Below are 19,586 nucleotides of genomic sequence, written 5' to 3'. Positions count from 1 at the left end.
GATACAGCGAGTTGCATAGAGCACACCAGTGTTGGCTCGGGGGATTTCGTCTCAGCGACATCTGATTGATCCTGGCTGCGTTTCACATACCGGATGGGCGGAGAGACGGGGTGTAAGACGCCGGTGTACAGCGTTCAAAACCAGCACAGGAACGAGGGGTCACCCCCATATATGAAGCTTCAAATAGAGTTGTTAAAAGTAAAAAGAAATAGAAAATGATAAATGAGAGCAAAAGTACTAATGTTATATGGATTTGAAAGAAAGTCCGGAAGTCTCGCACAATGGTCAGGATAACACCGAAGAGCACCAAATGAAGAACGGGGTCGTCGTCAAAGGACCGTAGCACTACGAGAGGTCAAGTGGCGGCGACCAGTGTAGCGCGGAGCCAACGACCACAGGTATTTGACGGTCTAAGTCGAGAAACGACTGTACTGCTTGTGGAGACGCCGTCACTGGCGAAGTGAAGCCGCCGTAGAGTTGTTGATCGATTTCATCGAAGCTCGGGTTGTATACACCACCGAGACAGCCGTTTTCAGAGGGGAGCATCTCAATTGAGAACTGGTACATCCGATCCTCAGTTGATGAAGTCGAGTCTAGATGTGCGACAACGGGAATCCCGCTCTCGGTCTGCGTGACCTGATTCCCGCCGTCGCCGATTATCATGTACTTGTCGTCGGCACGCCCGTACCGCTGGACGATCGCGAGCGCGGACCGGGGCGAAAACCCCTGGTTGACGAACCGGGCGATGTTCTGGCCGATGAGCATCGCCGCGTCGTTGCCGATCGGGCGCACTGTGATGATCCCCGCCTGAGACCCCGCGTCGATGAACGCACGGCCGAGTTCGTACGACGAACACCCGTTCAACAGGAACACGCGTGGCGGCGTCGTCGTGGCGGCGATCTGATCGAACGAGAGCGCGCCGTCCGTGCACACGAACTGGGTGCCGTCCCGGACGTGGCCGATGTAGTGAAAGAAATCGGTGTCACCCATTGACGTGAGCACGTCGGCGAGCTCCGCCCGGGTGGCGTTGCGCGTAACCGAAACGTCGAATTCGAGGCCGTCGCGGTTCCCGTACAGCGAGAACTCGCTGTATTCGTCCCACATGTCGTCCTCGTTGCACACCACGTTGACCGAGACGGAGTCGGTCGAAGAGTGGCTGAACCGGGCGTCGTAGGCGTCGGCGATCAGCTTCGTGTCGCCGACTGGAACCCCCGGGCCGATGTACGACGTCTCCATGGTGTCCGTCTCGGGCACCGCGACGAACTCGTCGGGGATCACACCGTGGCCGCGGGTGTCCGATGCGGTGTCGGTCGTGGAGCGCATGAACTCGTCGACGGCCGCCGAGAGCGCGGGCGCTGAGTCCGGCGTGGCGTCGGGAAGCGTGCGGACGACCGCCAGGTCGTTCGCGAGGAAGGACAGATGCTCGATGGGGCGAGGGTCGTCGGCGACCATGACCGTATGCCGCCACCGGGGTGCCGCCGCGAGCACCGTCTCCTGGGGGTACTCGGTGTACGCTTGCAGGCGGGCGGCCAGGGGCATGTCATAGAGCCGCTGCAGGTCGTCCCGCGTCCAGTCGAAGGCGGCCGTGAGTGTGTCTCGGGCGGGCGTGTCCAGGTCGTAGAGCCCGACGGACCGAACCACGCAGTCCAGCGTGAACACGTGCTTGAGGAGGGCCCCGGCGGCCCGGCCGAGCGTGTCCCGCGGGAACGTCGCGATCTGGTGCCCGCCGGCGGTCACGGACGGCGTCGACGACGGTTCGACGCGGGCCCCCAGATAGAACGCGAGCGGCGTGACCGCGTACACGGCACCGAGCTCCGGCGGCACGCCGACAGTCACGTCCACGTCCGGGCGGGACAGGCTGTGAGTGGTCGAGTCGGGCTGGCCGACGGTCAGTCGGGGCGGGTGGCCCCGAAGCGTCGGCCACGACCGCTCTGGCGACGGCGTCTGGAGGGCCGCGCCGAACTGTTCGACTGCCGCCATCACGTCCACCGGGTCGGTGGTGGTTGTGATCTCGCCGATCGGGTGGGAGTGCTGGCTCCGGACGCCGATCTGGAGGTCGTGTGCGTCCGGGAAGCTGACCGTGACGTCGTCGAGTGTCATCGTCACCGTGGTGGTCGTCCCGCCGGGCACTCGGACGTACGTCCGGACCGGCGTTTGGAACTCCAGGAGGCGTGGGTCGTCGTGTGAGACGGTGACCGACTGGGGTTCAGTGAGGGCGTCGAGGGGGTCGCCCGTGGCGTCATCGCGGATGAACACCATGCTCGGCTTGGCGGTAGTGAGCCGGTCGGTGTGGACGCGCGCGGCTTCCTCGACGGGAAAGAGGAACGTGGACGGATCCGTCGGCGTCGGCGCGACCCGGGTCGGCGTGCGCATGACGACGCGTCGGTTGTAGATGTTGTCGTTCAGCGCCAGGCCGGTGTGGCCGTCGGACAGCGGAACGATCATTTCGAGGCAACTGGCCGCTGGCACGGTTACACCGTCCACCCCCAGTTGGGTGTGGCGGCACACCTGTGGGGCGGTCGCAGCGACTCGGCGACGCGGTGACGCAGGGGGAGTGCGTGCAGTCCACACCGATCCAGGGTACCGGCGGCCGCAAGCATCCCGGAGCCGAAGCCGGCGGGCTGGCGGCGCGTGTATAACAAACCCCCGACCATTCTCATGAGTTGTGTGTGCACGGTTCGTTCATAAAGCTTAGCAACACGATGAAAGAACGCCAGAACGCGCTCGGAGCGGCCGCCAACCGCACACCCGGGGCTGGCGGAGTGCGTGTACGAACGCCTCACCGGTAGAAGTCGCCGTGTCGGAGCACGGCACTGATGAGCACCGCGATGGGAATGATCTCCAGGCGGCCGACCCACATGTTGATGATGAGCATGCCCTTCGCGAGGGCGGGCATGCCCGGGCTGGTGATGCCGGCATCGAGTCCGACGTTGCTCTGCGCGCTCATCACGTCGAAGAGTACGTATTCAAGCGGGTGCTGTGGTGAGAGCGCGGCCAGTAACACGGCAACCCCGATGGCGAGGAACGCCAGCCACAGCACGAACACGAGCGTTGCCTCGGCGTACTCGCGTTGGGCTTGGTGCTCGCTGAGCTTCCGGTCGCCGATTCGGAGTGACCGGATCGCGGACGCCGGGCGGAACACGTCCCGGATCTGCCAGGCCGTCCCCTTGATGAGGGTGATCACGCGGATGAGCTTGATGCCGCTGACGGTCGAGCCGGCGGCAGCGCCGGTGAGCATCCCGAGGCACGCGAACAGCGTGGGGCCGGTCTGCCAGACGCGTTCGGTGCCGCGGCCGATCGTCGTGGTTCCGAACCCGGTGTTCGAGGTGGCGGACACGAACTGGAAGAGGCCGATACGGAACGACGCCGCAAGCGAGTCGTACTGGCCGGTGTAGAACAGGAGCGCCGACAGCACGGCCGCCCCCACGGCGAACCAGGCCACGACCCACCGCGTCTGGAGGTCCGCGTACACGTTTCTGAGGTCGCCCGTGAACAGCAGGTAGTGGACGGGGAACGCGATGCTGCCCGCGATCATGATGGGGACGGTGGCGTACTCGATGGCGGGGGAGTTGTACGCGCCGATGGAGCCGGCGCGCACCGCGAAGCCGCCGGTTGCGATCCCGGTCATGCCGTGGTTGATGGCGTCCCAGGGTGGCATGCCGGCCAGGAGCAGCAGCGCGATCGCGCCCAGCGTGAGGCCGACGAAGAGCCGCCAGATCTCCTGGACCGTGGTGATGATGCTGGGGTGGATCTTCTCCGAGCGCGCCTCGCTCTCGTAGAGCGTGTACGAGCCGCTGCTTCCGTCGCCCCGGCGCAGGATGGCGACGGTGAGCACGATGACGCCGACGCCGCCAACCCACTCGGTGAGCGACCGCCACCAGTGGAGTGCCCGCGGGAGGTCGCCCTCGGTGGTGGCCATGGTCAGGCCGGTTCCAGTGAACCCGCTGATCGTCTCGAAGACGGCGTTCAGCGGGTGCAAGAACACCCGCGTTGTCGCGTTCAGGGGCGGTGTCAGCCCGGGCAGCAGTTGGAGGCGCATCGTCCACGCCACCAGGACGAACGGTAGCGCGCCCAGGACCCCGACAACGGCCCACGCGGTGGCCGCGGTCACCATGGCGTCGGGTTTTTTCGGCGGTCGGGCACCCCGACAGAGCCGCGCCAGCCCGGTCCCGATGCCGCCCATGACGGCTGCGGAGACGACGAACGCCGGGATCGCGAAGAACTCGCCGTTGACCGTGACAACGGCGACCGACGCGGCCAACAGCAGCGACACGGCCTGGAGGATGCGGCCGACGTCGCGGCCGACTGTGTCTACGGCGACGTGCATCCGGTGTCACGGTGGGTCTGGCTGGGCATGCTGTGCGTTGCGGTCACCCCGAGTGTGCGCGGCGCGGGAGATGGATGGATGTGTCACCTGGGAGGTAGCGAACCGGCACACGATAAGGGTTGGCGTTCCGGCCGGACTGCGGCGGGCAGTCGGCCACGCGGGAGCCCGAGGGGGAGGGCGGACAGTGCCACGCGACGCTGACACCGCCGTGTGGGAAGTACAAAGGTGTTTAGGCGGCCCTAAACTAGGGCGGGGCGTGACCTATGAACGACACCACGGACGCGTGCACAGCACCACACGACGACTGCGGGATAGCCGGTGAGACGCTGGAGACGGTGGCGTTTCTGGCACGCTCCGAGCACCGACTCGGCGTCCTCGCGTTGCTGGACGGCACCGCGCGGACGCGGAGTGACCTCGAAGCCCACACCGACGCGACACGGGTGACGCTGAGTCGGGTGCTCAACGATCTCACCGAGCGCAGCCTGATCGAACACGACCCGTCGTCGAACGCGTACACACTGACGCAGTTCGGCGCGCTGGTGTACCGGGACTTCGACCGGCTGCTGGGGACCGTTGCGGTCGGGCAAGCGCTGCCGTCGGTGATCAACAGGCTGCCCGTCGACTGGTTCGGCTTCGACCTGCAGTGTCTCGCCGGCAGCGAGCACGTGGGCACCGAGCAGGCCGACCCGCTGGCCGCCGCGCGCGTCGTTGCGGGGGCGGTGGGGGCGGCGGACTCGTGTCGGTCGCTGCTCGGGACGTTCATTTCGCTGCCGATGTACACCTTCGGGGAGGCCGTCCGGAAGGGCACAGCGCCGTCGGTAACGGTGATCGCGGATGCCGAGGTGGCGACCACCATGACCGAGGACGCGGCACTGCGCGAGCGCTGGGAGGCCATCGAGGCGGGCACCGACCGAACCACGTACTACCGGATCGGGGAGCGTGTCCCGTGCAGTGTTGATCTCATCGACGGGGAGACGGTGTTTCTGACTGTGAACCGCCACCAGGACGCTGGGTTCGACGTTCTGCGGTCGACACACCCGGACGTGGTTGCGTGGGCCCACGCCACGATCGAGTCCATGCAGGCGGGAGCGGTCCCGCTGTCGCAGGCCGCGCGTGCCGATGACTGACCGTGGCCGCAACACGGTGTGAACAGTGTTCGCGGCGTGATGGACTGTGCAGGAGGAATCACTAAGGCTGTTTAGGTTGGCCTAAACATATGGCGCGAAGACGGCAGATCCTCGCCGGGGGCGCGAGCCTCATCGCAGCTAGTCTCGCCGGCTGTACGTCCAGCCAATCGCCGACCGACGACGGTTCGACCACCCAGACGGACGCGGGGTCCGATTCGTACACGGTGACAGTCGAGCCGAACCCCCCACACACCTTCGAGTCGGTGCCCGAAACCTACGCCGCGATCCCCAGCGTCTGGATGGACATCGGGATGGCGTTGGGCATCCAGCCGTCGGCCACCGCCAGCCTCGGCCGCGCCCCGCTGAAGTTCTACGACGCGCTGCCGGACGTCGCGTTCCACAAAGCCGAGATCGAGCAGCTCGCGAGCGACTCCGAATCCGGCTACGACAAGGAGAACTTCTACGCCGCGGACTGTGACGTCCACCTCATCGACCCGCGGATGCTGAAGTTCTACGCGAACTGGACCGACGACGACATCGCAGCGATCGAGTCCAGTGCGGGTCCGTTCATGGGCTCCAGCATCCGGTTTGCGTCCTCCTCGGCCGTCGGTGACGGCCCCTTCTATGACCTCTACGAGGCCTTCGAGAAGGCCGCCGAGATCTTCCAACGCCGGGCCCGCTTCGAGGCCTGGCAGTCCATCAAAGCCGACCTCATGGACACCATCAGCGACGGCCTGCCCCCGGAGTCAGACCGCCCCACGGTGGCGGCCATCTGGCGCGGCGTCCGTCCCGACACCGGGCAGTTCCGGATCGCGCCCCTCGATCCCGACCAGAACAACACGCTCACCTACCGCCGCCTCGGGATGCAGGACGCGTTCGCCGGCGCCGTCCCCGATGGCCCCATCGGCTACGAGGAGCTGCTGGACGTCGACCCGGATTACATCGGCGCGGTCGGCGGGCTCACCTCCCAGACCCACGCGGAGTTCGTCGACACCGTCGTCGAGCCCTTCGAAGCCAACCCCAACGGGCAGCAGCTCACCGCCGTCGAGAACGGGAACCTCGTGCGCACCGGCGGCCAGTTCATGGGACCGATCGTCGACCTGTTCTCCACGGAGGCCCTCGCGAAAATGGTCTACCCCGACGCCTTCGGCTCGTGGCCGGGCTCACCGACGGAGATCCCCGCGTCCGAGCGCCTCTTCGACAGACAGCGCGTCGCGGACGCCATCAACGGCGTCGGGCTGTAGGCAGCGATGACAGCCAACACGGACGCGTCGGCCACGCGGCGGCTCGCCACGCTCGCCGCTGGCAGCCTCCTCGTGGTGCTTGCCGCGACGCTGCTGCAGGTGAGCTTCGGCGCGTACCCGATCCCGATCGCGGACGCGTGGCACACCGTCTTCGACCCCGAAATCTGGTCCAGCGCGGGCGTCTGGCGGGCGTTCCTGCTGGGCGACCAGCTCCCCGAGTGGCTGTCCCGCCGGCAGGTCGTCGTGTGGAACATCCGACTCCCCCGCATTCTCGTCGGCACGCTGGTGGGCGCGAACCTCGCGGTGTCCGGCGCGATCTTCCAGATCGTCACCCGCAACGAGCTCGCCAGCCCCTACATCCTCGGCGTCAGCAACGGCGCGGGCATGGTCGTGTTGCTCACGCTCACGCTGTTCTCGGGGCTGCTCCCGGTGATGCCGCTGCTGGCGGCGCTGGGCGGCGCAGTGGCGTTCCTGATCGTGTACGCGATCGCGTGGAAGAACGGCACCAACCCCGTCCGGCTGGTGCTCGCCGGCGTCGTCGTCAGTACCGTCTTCGGCTCCGTGCAGCGCGCGCTGTTCTTCTTCATCGACAACCTCGGGGTCGTGATGTCCGCCCAAACGTGGCTGTCGGGATCACTGCTGGGGACCGACTGGGCGCAGGTCCGCATCGCGTTGCCGTTCACGGTGCTTTCGCTGGCGCTTGCGTTCCTCGTGACCAACGAACTCGACGTGCTGTTGCTCGGCGAGGAGACCGCGGAGTCGCTGGGCATGCCCGTTGAGAAAGTGCGGTTCGGCGTCGCCGGGATCGCCATCCTCTCGACGGCGGCCGCGATCGCCGTCGCGGGCCTCATCGGCTTCGTCGGCCTGATCGTCCCCCACATGGTGCGCAACATCGTCGGGAACAACACCCGCGACCTGCTGGCCGGCTGCGTGGTGCTTGGCCCGGCCTTGCTGGTTGGCGCGGACGTCGGCGCGCGCCTCGCGTTGGACCCGGTGCAGTTGCCCGTCGGCATCATCACGGGCCTGGTCGGCGGCCCGTACTTCCTGTACCTGATGCGGCGAACGGAGAACCTCGGTGACATCTGACTCATGACACGACAACCCGCGAACGACGCGACTGGAACCGACACGCCCGATCGCGGACTCAGCGGCACGGACCTCGTGGTGCGATATCCGGGCGGTGACGACCCCGTCATCGACGGCGAGTCCGTGACCGTGCCGGTCGGCGACGTGACCGCGCTCATCGGGCCGAACGGCAGCGGCAAAAGCACGCTGTTGAACGCGCTGGCGAACAAACACAGCCCGGCCGACGGCACAGTGCTGTTGGACGGCCACACCATCGACGAACTGGGCTCCAAGGAGCTCGCGCGGCGACTCGGCTTGCTCTCCCAGGAGAACGTCACGCCGGGCGGGATCTCGGTGCGCGAACTCGTCGAGCGCGGCCGCTACCCCCACCAGGGGTTTTTCGACTCGCTGACCGACGCGGACCGCGCCGCCGTCACGGACGCGCTCCGCGTGGCCGGCGTCGACCACCTCAGCGGGCGCGACGTGGGGAGCCTGAGCGGCGGCCAGAAGCAACTCGTCTGGATCGCGATGGCGCTCGCCCAGGACACCGACGTGTTGTTGCTGGACGAGCCGACGACGTTCCTGGACCCACACCACCAACTCGAAGTGATGGACATCATCCAGGCGCTGCGCGACGACCACGACACGACGGTCGTGGTCGTCCTACACGACATCAATCAGGCCGCGCGCTACGCCGACCACGTGATCGCACTCAAGGACGGCACGATCCACGCCCGTGGGCAGCCGGCCGACGTCGTCACGAAAGAGACGCTGCGAACGGTGTTCGACATCGAAGCCACGGTGTCGACCACCAGCCACGGCATGCAAGTGGTGCCCATTGAGGCGTTACACGACGAGGACGGCACCGACCACGAGCACGCGCCCGGGAGCCGGACGCCCACCCGGGAGACCGCTGCGGACGGCGGGACACCGCCCGCGGAGTGAGGGCGGCGGATGCGGACCCCACTGTGGGCGCGGTGCAGGCGCGTGATCCGGGGCCGGGGCGTGCACACCGGCTGGTGTGAGTGTCCCAGCCGTGGTAAACAGAAACACCTATGGATGGAAAATGGTGAACCACGTGATAGATTATGACTGTTACTGATCGCGGACTCCTGATCGCGGTCGCGGGCGGAGTGCTGAACCTCGCTGTCATGACCCTGCACAGCCAGCCGATCATCGCCACCGCCGCTGCGGACCAGTCCGGTGGTCTCGGTGTGCTGGGGATCTGGGCGCTGGTGTTGGTCGGGCCGTGGCTGCTGGGCGCTATCCCCACGCACATGTACGCCGACCACGGCGTGGTCTGTCCGCTGCTTGCAACGGGCGTGCTGACCGGGGCGTGTCTCTGGAACGGCATCACGGCACCCCCATCCGAGTCGCTCACCAGCCTGTACTACGAGGCGTGGCCGTTTTTCCTCGTGGTGCTCGTGGTTGCGGGCATCGCCGAGCAGTGCCTTCGAACGGGGCACGCGGTGGACAGCAACCGCTCCAGCCAGGAGTGACACACCACCGGGCGCGGACCACCGAAGCCGGTGGAGGAGCCACGATGGAACGCAGAACACGGGCGCGAAGGGATTTGAACCCCTGACATCTTGGTCCGGAACCAAGTGCTCTGTCCGCTGAGCTACGCGCCCACACGTGCACATAGCAGGGTGGTCGGTATAACCGTTGTGAGTCGGCGCCGGGCGCGGCGCGGCGGGGAAAAACGGGTGCCGCGTGCGTCAGGGCGTCTCGTCGGTTTCGATGGAGAACGACGCCGTCGGGTGCGCGGTACAGGTCAACATATACCCCTCTTCGATCTCGGCGTCACCCAGCGACTCGTTGTTCGAGTGGCGGATATACTCGGCGGCGTCCTCGCCGTCAGCGACGCGGCCACTGCAGGAGACACACTGGCCCTGCTGGCAGGCGTACGGGAGGTCCCAGCCCTCGTCGACGCCGGCATCGAGGATGCTCTCGTTGTTCGCGACCTCGATGGTCTCGCCTTCCTTGACGTACTCGACCTCGTAGTACTCGACGTCGTCGTCGGCGATCGCGTCCGGATCGAAGCCGTCGTCTTCCTCCTCGCCGTCTTCGAGTTCCGACTCGGCACCGCCAGCGACAGCGCCCGCGCCCCCGCCGCCCCCGATGGATCGGTTGTACGGCTCAGGGAAGTCCGTCTCCGGCACTGTGGACGCACGGTGTTCGAGGACGTCCTGTGCGATGTCCTCCGCGGGCGGCTTGGATGAGCCCTTCGCGAGATGCAGGACGACGAACAACAGTGTCACCCCCAGGCCGAGCGTGACACCCAGTGTGGTAACCATGCGTAGCGGTATGGAAGCGCAGTTTAACAGTATTGTGATTGCGCGACCACGGTTCTCCGGGCGAATTTTGAGGGTGTGGGTCGACAGGCGGGTATGGACGTTGCAGTCCTGCTGTTCGAGGGGTTCGACGAACTGGACGCCATCGGCCCGTACGAGGTGTTCCGCACGGCCGCGGAGCTGGGCGGCGACCTCGACGTGTCGATGCGCACGCTCGTGCCCGACGAAGGCGTGACCGCGCGCCACGGCCTCACGGTGGCGCCCGACGACGTGTTGTTCGGGGTGCCGGATCTCGTCGTGGTGCCGGGTGGCGGGTGGACCGACCGTGATCGGCCGGGCGTGTGGTCGGAGGTCGAAAACGAAACCCTGCCCGAGCGACTCGACACCCTCCACGGCGGCGGCGCGACCATCGCCTCGGTCTGCACGGGCGCGATGCTGCTGGCGGACGCGGGGTTGCTCGACGGGCGGCCAGCGGCCACGCACGCCAGCGCGGCCGATGACCTCGCGGAGTACGACGTGGACGTGCGCGATGAGCGGTACATCGACGACGGCACGGTGCTCACGGCGGCGGGCGTGACTGCGGGCATCGACCTCGCGTTGCACGTCGTCGAGCGCGAGTGCTCGGCGGGGCTGGCGGAACAGGTCGCCACGGAGATCGAGTACGCGTCGACGTACTAGGCGTCGTCGCCGGTGCGGGCGACCTCGTGGCGGCCGAACCCGTAGCGCAGCCGGTTGGCCAGGCGGCGCGCGAACCGGCCGGTGTCGCCGCCGGTACTGCGGGAGCCGAACCGCTCGGAGAGCGCCTGGGAGACGAGGGGCACCGGGACCTCCTGTTCGAGGGCTTCCTGGACGGTCCAGGTGCCCGTGGAGCCGCCGGCCACGTGGTCGGCGACGGTGCCGAGATCGCTGCCCTCCTCGCGGAACGCTTCCTCGCAGAGCTCCAGCAGCCACGACCGGATCACGGCGCCGTTGTTCCAGGTTCGCGCGACGGCCTCCAGGTCGAGATCGTAGCGCCCCTCGTGGAGCAACTCGAACCCCTCGCCGTAGGTCTGCATGAGCGCGTACTCGACGCCGTTGTGCACCATTTTGACGTAGTGGCCGGCGCCTGCCGGCCCCATGCGGTCGTGGCCGTCCGGGCCAGTGGCGACGGCGTCGAAGACGGGCACGAGGTCGTCGTACGCCCACTCGGGGCCGCCGACCATCAGGGAGAACCCGAGTTCCGCGCCGGCGGGGCCGCCCGAGGTACCACAGTCGAGGTACGCGAAGTCGTGTTCCTCGGCGCGGCGCGTCGAGTCCTCGAAGTGGCTGTTCCCGCCGTCCACGACGACGTCGTCGGAATCGAGGTGCGGCGCGAGTTCGTCGAGGGCGGCGTCAACGGGGTCGCCCGCCGGCACCATCAGCCAGATGCGCTTCTCGGCACCGAGCTCCGCGGCGAGTGCGTCCAGCGTGTCGGCGGGCGTCGCGCCCGCGTCAGCCGCGTCCTCGCGCGCAGCCGCGTCGATGTCGAACGCGACCACGTCGTGGCCGGCGTCGAGACAGCGGTCGACGACGATGCGCCCCATGCGGCCGAGGCCGACGACTCCGAGTTCCATGGGTAGCAGTTCCGGGCGCGGTAAGTAGGGGTTGCGGTTGGTCGCGACACACAGCGAAACTACGGCCGGGACGCGTTAGCCCTCGGGGATGCGAACGTTCCGATGTGGGGGCTGGTGCTCGGCGCCGCCACCGCGCTCGCCGGCGTGACAGCCGCAGACACCAGCCCGCCGTCTCCGGCTGACTTGCACGACGCGCTCCGGGAACGCCGGGGCGCGTCGACGAACTGGAGCGTTAGTCGAGCGCCCGGCGCGGCACGATGCGGGGTTTGTCGTCGTAGCTGACGGCGGCGTCGACGCCGAACACGTCCGCGAGCAGGTCCTCGGTGACCACGTCCTCGGGCGGCCCCCAGTCGTAGACGGTGCCGTCATCGAGGGCGACGAGGTAGTCCGCGAACCGCGCGGCCTGCTGGAGGTCGTGGAGCACCACACAGACGGTCACATCGCGGTCCTCGTTGAGGGTGCGGACGACCTCCATCACGCGGAGTTGGTGGTGCAGGTCCAGATACGTCGTCGGTTCGTCTAACAACAGTACGTCGGTGTCTTGTGCCAGCGCCATGGCGACGAACGCGAGCTGTTTCTGGCCGCCGGAGAGCTCCGAGAGCGCGGTGTCCCGGAGGTGCTCGACGCCGGCGAGGTCGATGGCGCGGTCGATGGCCGCGTGGTCGGCGTCGTTGAGGGCGTCGAGGAACCCCCGATGGGGGTAGCGGCCGTGGGTGACGAGGTCGCCGACGGTGAGCCCGCCGGGCGCGTCGTTCTCCTGTGCGAGCAGGCCGAGTTCGCTGGCGAGTTGTTTCGGCGAGCGGTCGTGGACTGCGGTCCCGTCGAGCAGAACGGTGCCGGCGTCCGGGGCCAGCTCCGCGGAGAACCCCTTCAGCAGCGTGGATTTGCCGGAGCCGTTGGGGCCCACGAGCGCCGTGACTTCGCCGGCGGGCACGACGATGTCCGCGCAGTCGACGACGGTGGTGTCGCCGTACCCGAGTTCGAGGTCGGTGCCGAGCACTGCGGCCGACTCCACGGGGTCTTCGTCGGTGTCGGTGTGTGGTCGCTGTGGCATGGTTAAAACTCGTTGAATGATTCGGTGCGGCGGAGCAAAAGCAGGAAGTACGGGCCGCCGACGAGCCCGGTGACGACGCCGACGGGGACCTGGACGCCGCCGAGGCCCAGGCGCGCGATCACGTCCGCGACGACGACGAGCGCGGGGCCGGCGAACAGACACCCCACCAGCAGCCGGCGGTAGTCGCTGCCGACGACGGTCCTGACGGCGTGTGGCACCACGAGCCCGACGAACCCGACGAGCCCGGCGACGGAGACGGCGGCGGCGGTCGCGAGGATGGCGAGCACCGACAGCCCGAACCGGATGGTTTCGACACGCATGCCGAGCGCGCGGGCGCGGCGCTCCCCGAGCAACAGCACGTCGAGGTGGCGGGCCGCGACGAGCGCGACCGGCACCACGAGCAGCGTGGGAACGACGATCAATTCGACGTCCGTCCAGCCGACGCCCGTGAGGGTGCCGGCCAGCCAGGAGACGGCGGTGCGCATCGCGCCGTTGGAGTCGATGAAGTAGAAGACGCCGGTCTGGAGGCTGTTGAAGACGGTGCCGACGACGACGCCGGCAAGCACCAGCCGGACGGGCGTGGTGCCACCGCGCCAGGCGACGGCGTATACGAGGAGGAACGCGCCCGTGCCGCCGAGGGCTGCCGCGACCGGCAGGAGGGAGGTGCCAAGCGAGAACACGATCGTGATGACGACGGCGAACCCGGCGCCCGACGAGACACCGAGGATGTAGGGGCTGGCGAGCTCGTTGCGGGTGATGGCCTGGAAGATCGCGCCGGCGACGGCGAGGTTCGCGCCGACGAAGACGGCGACGACGACTCGCGGGAGGCGCTGGGTCCAGACGACGGCAGTCGCGTCCGAGAGCACTGCGGTGTCGTGGTAGACGCCGAGGAGTTCCGCGTGGCCGTCGCCGAGCAGGATGGTTGCGAGCACGTCGGGGTTCGTCCAGACGGCGCGGTCGAACAGCGCCCGCCACACCGTTTCCAGCGGCATCTGGTAGCCGCCGTAGCGGACTTGCACGAGCGCGCCCAGCACGACGGCGGCCGTGCTGGCGACGGCGATGCCGGCGAGGGCCCCGTCGAAGCTGGGACGGAGGCCGGTTCGCGTGCGGGACTGGCGTGACATCGTGGTGCTAGTCGGTGATTATCGACGCGAGTTCGGTGCGGTCGAACAGTGTGGTGGTGACCTGGTCGTAGAGGGCGGTCGCGAGGCGTTCCGTGAGAAACAGGTGCTGGATGGGGCCGAGGTAGATGGGGCCGCCGCGGTAGACGTCGCCGTTCTCGACGGCGGTGATGCGGCCCGCGGTGTCGTGGTTCTGCAGGAACGAAACGACGGTGTCCTGGAACTCGGCTGCGGTCTTGTCCTCGTGGCCGCGCACGAACAACACGTCAGGGTCGACGTTGAGCAGCGTTTCGGCGTCGATCTCCGAGCGCTGGCTCTGCGAGAGCGCGTCGATGCCGGAGTCGGCGATGGCGTCGCGGACGTTGAGGTCGTGGAACGGCTTCTTGTTGGTGCCGGCGCCGCTGAGGAGGTACGGCGAGAACGAGGTCGGTTCGTTGGAGCCGCCCCAGACGAGCGCGCCGCGTGGCCCCTCGCTCGGGAGGGCGGTTTCGAGGCGGTCAAGCGCGCTGTCGTGGAACGACTGGAAGGCGTCGAACCGGTCGGTTTCGTCGAAGAGTTCCGCAACCGTCTCGAAGGCCTCGTACAGCGAGTAGTAGTCGTAGTCGTGCCAGGCGTCGGTGCGCCGGAAGATGGTGTTTCCGAGGAACGGTGCGGACCGTTGGGTGAGGAAGTCGATGTCCCCGCGGTCCAACTCGAAGGTGCTCGTGAGCCAGTTCGGATCCATGAGGTAGACGTCCGGATCGAGGTCGAGCAGCGTCTCACGGGTGACGCCGGCGTCCACGAGATCGACGAGCCCGGACGTGTCGACGCTGACGCCGTCGAGGGCGTCGTAGGCGTCGGTGTGGAAGCGGTCGCTGTTGCCGACGGCTGTGAGCGCGTCCCCGTGTCCGAGCGCGACCACCATGTCGGCGTAGCCGGACTCGTAGACGGCGACCGTGTCGGGGACGGCGTCGAACTCGACGTCGCCGACCGGCTCCATCGAGACGGAGTACGACCCGGAGCCGGCGGTCGTTTCGTCGGCGGTGGCCGTGGCGGAGTCGGCTGCCGTGGATTCGGCGTCGGAATCCGGGCTCGAACAGCCCGCGAGGAGACCCGCAAGCGTTGCGGCACTGCCCGCCTTGAGGAACGCTCGTCGTTGCATATTGGTTTTGGCCCACCTAAAATACAAAAGCGCGTCGATTTTTCGAACGGGGACACGAGCGCGCACACAAGCGCTGCGCGCAGCGTCGGCAGACACCGCTGCCAACAGCCCAACCGCCCGAATCCGTCGGCGAACCGCACGCGGACGGGAAGGTTTATCACCGCGCCACCGCACTTCGGAGGTATGCGCGTCGGTTCCACCGTAGTACGTGTGTAAATCGATTTCTCGGGCCGCGAACCCGACACACCGGCCAGCAGCGCGACCGACGCCCCGCTAGGTACCCATGACAGAGCTTCCGGACAGCTACGACCCCAACAGCATCGAACCGAAGTGGCAAGACGAGTGGCAGGAACGCGACGTGTATCGGTTCGACCCCAGCGAGTCGGACACCCAATACGTCATCGACACGCCGCCGCCGTACCCCTCGGGGAACCTCCACCTCGGGCACGCGCTCGGGTGGTCGTACATCGACTTCGTCGCCCGATACCGCCGCCTGAAAGGCGACGCCGTGCTGTTCCCGCAGGGATGGGACTGCCACGGCCTCCCCACGGAGGTGAAAGTCGAGGAAGTCAACGACATCCACCGCACGGACGTCCCCAGCGACGAGTTCCGGGAGATGTGTATCGACTGGACCGAGGACCGCATCGACGAGATGAAAGCGACGATGCAGGAACTCGGGTTCTCCCAGGACTGGGACTCCGAGTACCGGACGATGGACCCCGAGTACTGGGGGAAAACCCAGGAGTCGTTCTCGGAGATGGCCGACGCCGGCATGGTCTACCGCGACGAACATCCGGTGAACTGGTGTCCGCGCTGTGAGACCGCCATCGCCGACGCGGAAGTCGAGAACATCGACCGCGAGGGAACGCTGCATTACGTCACGTTCGACGGCGTGGACAACGGCGACATCGAGATCGCGACGACCCGCCCCGAGCTGCTGGCGGCCTGCGTCGGGATCGTCGTCAGCCCCGACGACGACCGCTACGCCGACCGCATCGGGGACACCTTCGAGGTGCCGCTGTTCGGCCAGGACGTCGAACTGCTCGCCGACGACGACGTCGATGCTGACTTCGGATCGGGCGCGGTCATGGTCTGTACGTTCGGGGACAAGCAGGACGTCGAGTGGTGGATGGACCACGACCTCGACCTCCGCACGGTGTTCACCGAGGACGGACACCTGAACGAGGCCGCCGGGGAGTTCGCCGGGCTCGCCATCGACGACGCGAAAACCCAGGTCGCCGAGGAACTCGACGACCAGGGGTATCTCAACGACACGGAACCCACCGAGCAGAGCGTCGGGTCCTGCTGGCGTTGTGACACCGCCATCGAGATCCTCTCGAAAGAGCAGTGGTTCGTGGAGGTCGACCAGGACCGCATCCTGGACGCCGCGGCGGACGCGGAGTGGGTGCCCGAGCACATGCACGAGCGGCTCGTGGAGTGGACCGAGGGCATGGACTGGGACTGGGTGATCTCCCGGCAGCGGGTCTTCGCCACCCCGATCCCGGCGTGGGAGTGCAACGAGTGTGGCCACTGGGAGATCGCCGGCCGCGAACAGGCACCCGTCGACCCCACCGAGGACGACCCGGCTGTCGAGGCCTGCCCGGAGTGTGGCGGTGACGACTGGGCCGGCGAGACGGACGTGATGGACACGTGGATGGACTCCTCGATCACGCCCCTACACCTGTCGGGGTGGCCCGAGGGGACCACCCTCGACGAGTTCGAATCGGTTGATCTCCGACCACAGGGCCACGACATCATTCGCACGTGGGCGTTCTACACGCTGCTGCGGACGGGCGCACTCACCGACGAACAGCCCTGGGACGACGTGCTCGTCAACGGCATGGTGTTCGGCGAGGACGGCAACAAGATGTCGAAGTCACGGGGGAACTTCGTGCAGCCCGACGAGGCGATCGCGGAGTACTCCGCGGACGCCGTGCGACAGGCGCTGGCGCTCGGGGGCCGCCCGGGAAGCGACGTGCAGTTCCAGTGGAAGGAGGTCAAATCCGCCTCCCGGTTCCTGACGAAGCTCTGGAACATCACGAAGTTCTCGACGGGGCATTTCGACGAGGACACGCCCGCCATCCAGGACCCGGCCTACCGGGACGCCGACCGCTGGCTGCTCTCGGAGCTGTCGACGGTCTGCGAGGACGTCGACGAAGCCATGAGCGAGTACCGCTTCGACCGGGCGCTGCGCAGCCTCCGGGAGTTCGCCTGGGAGGACCTCGCTGACGACTACGTCGAGCTCGTGAAGGGGCGGCTGTACAACGGCCGCCCGGGTGAGCGCGCCGCCGCCGAGCACACGCTGTACACGGCGGTGACGGCGGTCACGCGACTGCTCGCGCCGTTCAGCCCGCACGCCACCGAGGAGATCTGGCAGTCGCTGCCGGGCACCGAGGGCAGCGTGCACGCCGCGACGTTCCCGAGCGTCGAGTACCGCGACGCCGACGCCGAGCTGGCGGGCAAACGCATCGCGGAGGTCGCCCGCGAGATCCGCGCCTGGAAATCCGACCAGGGGATGCCGTTGAACGCGGACCTCGACCGCGTGGAGCTGTACTTCGACGACAGCGACGACGACGCCGCCAGGCTGGACACCTACGACCTCAGCGAGACGGTCAACGCCCCGATCCGACTGATCGATGGGCGGCCGGACGTCGAACTCGTGCCCGTCGACGTCGACGGCGACGACTCGGAGATCGGCCCGGAGTTCCGCAGCGACGCCGGCACCGTCATGGAAGCCATCGCGGCGGCCGACCCGGCGGCGATCCAGGCGCAGATCCATTCCGGTGACACCGTCACCGTCGAGGCCGACGGCGAGTCCTTCGACCTGGACGCCGACTGGCTGACCGTCACCGAGGAGTATCGAGCGTCCTCGGGCGAGGAAGTGACCGTCATCGAGGCGTCGTTCGGCACCGTCATTATCTACGAGTAACCACCGCCATCGCCCGGAACCCGACCGCTTTTTCTGGTGGCCGACGGACTGCGAGTATGGACCCCCGCGTCGAGGAACACGCCGAGGTACTGGTCGACTGGAGCGCGCGCATCGAGGCCGGCGACAACGTCGTGTTGAGCGTCGGTCCGGACGCCCACGAACTCGCCGTTGCGGTCGCCGAGCGGGTCGGCGAGCGCGGCGCGAACCTCGTCACGACGTACGCCTCCGGCGAGATCGATCGCGCCTACCAGTTGGGCCACGAGGGGGACTTCGACGCGGACCCCGCTCACGAGCGCGCGCTCGTGGAGCACGCCGACGTCTGTCTGTTCATCGGCGGCGGGCGCAACACCAGCGCAGCGGCCGACGTGCCCGCCACGACCCGGGAGGCCTACAACACGGCCCACGGTGAGATCCGCGAGGCCCGGATGGACACCGACTGGGTGAAGACCGTCCACCCGACGCGGTCGCTGGCCCAGCAGGCGAACATGTCGTTTGCGGCGTACCAGGAGTTCGTGTACGACGCCGTGTTGCGCGATTGGGAGGCACTCGCCGACCGGATGGCGAACATGAAGACGATCCTCGACGAGGGCAGTGAGGTCCGGCTCGTCTCCGGCGAGGACACCGACCTCACCATGCGCATCGCGGGGCGGCAGGCCGTGAACTCCGCGGCGTCGGTCGCCTACGATTCGCACAACCTGCCGTCCGGAGAGGTGTTCACCGCGCCGACGGCGACCGAGGGGGAGGTGCACTTCGACGTGCCGATGACGCTCCGCGGTGAGCGCGTGCAGGGCGTCCACCTCACGTTCGAGGACGGCGAGGTCGTCGACTACGCGGCCGCCCAAAACGAGGGCGTCGTCGGCGAGATCCTGGAGACCGACGCGGGCGCGAAGCGCCTGGGCGAACTCGGCATCGGCATGAACCGCGGCATCGATCAGTTCACCGACTCCATCCTCTTCGACGAGAAGATGGGGGACACCATTCACCTGGCGCTGGGTCGCGCCTACGAGTCGAATTTCCCTGCTGGCAGCGAGGACGAGGCCAACGAGTCCGCTGTCCACGTGGACATGATTACCGACGTGAGCGAAGACTCGTACATGGAAGTCGACGGCGAGATCGTCCAGCGCAACGGGACCTTCCGCTGGGAGGACGGATTCAGCGAGTGAAGCAGGCTTACCGGACCACAGCGGGGAGCCGGCCTGTCCGCAGTACCGCGAGCGTGCGTGGCCGGTCGCCGTCGCGGTTTTTGGCGTAGGTTTTACGACGGCGAGCCGGTGGCTCGCCACTGTGAGAGATACGAGCTGAGGGGAGTAAGCCCCCTTCTGTTCGGCCCGGCATTCGGCTGAGCGTCCACGCGGCCCCTTTCGGGTGGTTCGGGCTACCATGCGCGCGTGGACTTGCACCGGCGGGGGTTGGCCGTTCCATCGCTCCCCTCCCATTGGGGTGTCGATCACCGGTCCGTGGCCGCCGGCGTGGCGGCCACGCCCTCGGCGGGTTAACTGCCGTCCCTTTCGGGGTGGGTCGCGCGCCTCATCGGTGTGGGAGGGACGTGTCGTGTCTGTTCCAGTGCCGGCGGTCTCCCGCCCCGGACGTGTGTCCGGCCGCGTGCCCGAACGGGTGGGGGGACTTTCCTCATGCCTCACGGCACGGGAGCCGGGCTCCCTCTGCCCAGTCAGTGTACGAGCGGTGTGTCGT

Annotated in this window: 16 protein-coding genes, 1 tRNA gene and 1 other RNA gene; 8 read left to right on the top strand and 10 right to left on the bottom strand. The window is 67.6% G+C overall.

The window, feature by feature from the left end; genetic code table 11:
* Positions 1-345 precede the first annotated feature (345 nt).
* From JRZ79_RS23355 to JRZ79_RS23345, 3 genes are all read right to left on the bottom strand, one after another.
* Complete coding sequence (locus JRZ79_RS23355; protein WP_205252280.1) at positions 346-2,445, bottom strand: caspase family protein; 2,100 nt, start codon at positions 2,443-2,445, stop codon at positions 346-348.
* Positions 2,446-2,471: 26 nt separating this feature from the next.
* Positions 2,472-2,660 carry a hypothetical protein gene (locus tag JRZ79_RS23350; protein ID WP_148265499.1) on the bottom strand — a complete coding sequence of 63 codons (189 nt, stop codon included), beginning with the start codon at positions 2,658-2,660 and terminating at the stop codon, positions 2,472-2,474.
* Positions 2,661-2,779: 119 nt separating this feature from the next.
* The gene (locus JRZ79_RS23345) at positions 2,780-4,327 is read right to left on the bottom strand and encodes a TrkH family potassium uptake protein (RefSeq protein ID WP_205252279.1); all 1,548 of its coding nucleotides are present in this window, start codon (positions 4,325-4,327) and stop codon (positions 2,780-2,782) included.
* Positions 4,328-4,590: 263 nt separating this feature from the next.
* Between JRZ79_RS23345 and JRZ79_RS23340 the strand changes: the two genes are divergently transcribed.
* The 5 genes from JRZ79_RS23340 (at position 4,591) to JRZ79_RS23320 (ending at position 9,262) form a co-directional block, all read left to right on the top strand.
* Entirely contained in the window at positions 4,591-5,454 is an 864-nt protein-coding gene (locus tag JRZ79_RS23340) for an ArsR family transcriptional regulator (RefSeq protein ID WP_231546317.1), read from the top strand.
* A gap of 89 nt (positions 5,455-5,543) precedes the next feature.
* Positions 5,544-6,698 carry an ABC transporter substrate-binding protein gene (locus JRZ79_RS23335; protein WP_010903914.1) on the top strand — a complete coding sequence of 385 codons (1,155 nt, stop codon included), beginning with the start codon at positions 5,544-5,546 and terminating at the stop codon, positions 6,696-6,698.
* Between the two features lie 6 nt (positions 6,699-6,704).
* Positions 6,705-7,784, top strand: coding sequence for an iron ABC transporter permease (locus tag JRZ79_RS23330; RefSeq protein ID WP_205252278.1), 1,080 nt, complete (start codon positions 6,705-6,707; stop codon positions 7,782-7,784).
* A gap of 3 nt (positions 7,785-7,787) precedes the next feature.
* Entirely contained in the window at positions 7,788-8,708 is a 921-nt protein-coding gene (locus JRZ79_RS23325; RefSeq protein ID WP_010903912.1) for an ABC transporter ATP-binding protein, read from the top strand.
* A gap of 143 nt (positions 8,709-8,851) precedes the next feature.
* Positions 8,852-9,262 carry a hypothetical protein gene (locus JRZ79_RS23320; protein ID WP_205252277.1) on the top strand — a complete coding sequence of 137 codons (411 nt, stop codon included), beginning with the start codon at positions 8,852-8,854 and terminating at the stop codon, positions 9,260-9,262.
* 59 nt (positions 9,263-9,321) lie between these two features.
* Here the strand turns inward: JRZ79_RS23320 and JRZ79_RS23315 are convergent.
* Together JRZ79_RS23315 and JRZ79_RS23310 are read right to left on the bottom strand one after the other, a co-directional pair.
* Positions 9,322-9,394, bottom strand: a tRNA-Arg gene (locus JRZ79_RS23315).
* An 87-nt stretch (positions 9,395-9,481) separates the two neighbouring features.
* Positions 9,482-10,060: a 2Fe-2S iron-sulfur cluster-binding protein gene (locus tag JRZ79_RS23310; RefSeq protein WP_205252276.1), complete on the bottom strand. Its 579-nt coding sequence runs from the start codon at positions 10,058-10,060 to the stop codon at positions 9,482-9,484.
* Between the two features lie 93 nt (positions 10,061-10,153).
* Here JRZ79_RS23310 and JRZ79_RS23305 point away from each other — a divergent pair, with 93 nt between their 5' ends.
* On the top strand, positions 10,154-10,735 hold the full coding sequence (locus tag JRZ79_RS23305; protein WP_205252275.1) for a DJ-1/PfpI family protein: 582 nt from the start codon (positions 10,154-10,156) through the stop codon (positions 10,733-10,735).
* Here JRZ79_RS23305 and JRZ79_RS23300 read toward each other — a convergent pair.
* The 4 genes from JRZ79_RS23300 to JRZ79_RS23285 form a co-directional block, all read right to left on the bottom strand.
* Positions 10,732-11,649, bottom strand: a complete 918-nt coding sequence (locus JRZ79_RS23300) for an NADP-dependent phosphogluconate dehydrogenase (RefSeq protein ID WP_205252274.1) — start codon at positions 11,647-11,649, stop codon at positions 10,732-10,734. The genes JRZ79_RS23305 and JRZ79_RS23300 overlap by 4 nt on opposite strands.
* Before the next feature lie 232 nt (positions 11,650-11,881).
* Complete coding sequence (locus JRZ79_RS23295) at positions 11,882-12,703, bottom strand: ABC transporter ATP-binding protein (protein ID WP_205252273.1); 822 nt, start codon at positions 12,701-12,703, stop codon at positions 11,882-11,884.
* Between the two features lie 2 nt (positions 12,704-12,705).
* On the bottom strand, positions 12,706-13,827 hold the full coding sequence (locus JRZ79_RS23290) for an iron ABC transporter permease (RefSeq protein ID WP_205252272.1): 1,122 nt from the start codon (positions 13,825-13,827) through the stop codon (positions 12,706-12,708).
* A 7-nt stretch (positions 13,828-13,834) separates the two neighbouring features.
* Positions 13,835-14,965: an ABC transporter substrate-binding protein gene (locus JRZ79_RS23285; protein ID WP_205252271.1), complete on the bottom strand. Its 1,131-nt coding sequence runs from the start codon at positions 14,963-14,965 to the stop codon at positions 13,835-13,837.
* A gap of 283 nt (positions 14,966-15,248) precedes the next feature.
* On the opposite strand from JRZ79_RS23285, the gene JRZ79_RS23280 reads away from it, so the two are divergent.
* Together JRZ79_RS23280 and JRZ79_RS23275 are read left to right on the top strand one after the other, a co-directional pair.
* Entirely contained in the window at positions 15,249-17,894 is a 2,646-nt protein-coding gene (locus JRZ79_RS23280) for a valine--tRNA ligase (RefSeq protein ID WP_205252270.1), read from the top strand.
* A gap of 56 nt (positions 17,895-17,950) precedes the next feature.
* The gene (locus tag JRZ79_RS23275; RefSeq protein WP_205252269.1) at positions 17,951-19,057 is read left to right on the top strand and encodes an aminopeptidase; all 1,107 of its coding nucleotides are present in this window, start codon (positions 17,951-17,953) and stop codon (positions 19,055-19,057) included.
* Positions 19,058-19,190: 133 nt separating this feature from the next.
* Here the strand turns inward: JRZ79_RS23275 and rnpB are convergent.
* Positions 19,191-19,560: RNase P RNA component (gene rnpB / locus JRZ79_RS23270), an RNA gene on the bottom strand.
* Positions 19,561-19,586: the final 26 nt, after the last annotated feature.

The sequence above is a fragment of the Halobacterium sp. BOL4-2 genome, assembly GCF_016917835.2.
Lineage (GTDB): Archaea > Halobacteriota > Halobacteria > Halobacteriales > Halobacteriaceae > Halobacterium > Halobacterium salinarum.
The sequence above is the reverse complement of the archived record's forward strand: the minus strand, read 5'-3'. Positions and strand labels throughout refer to the sequence as shown.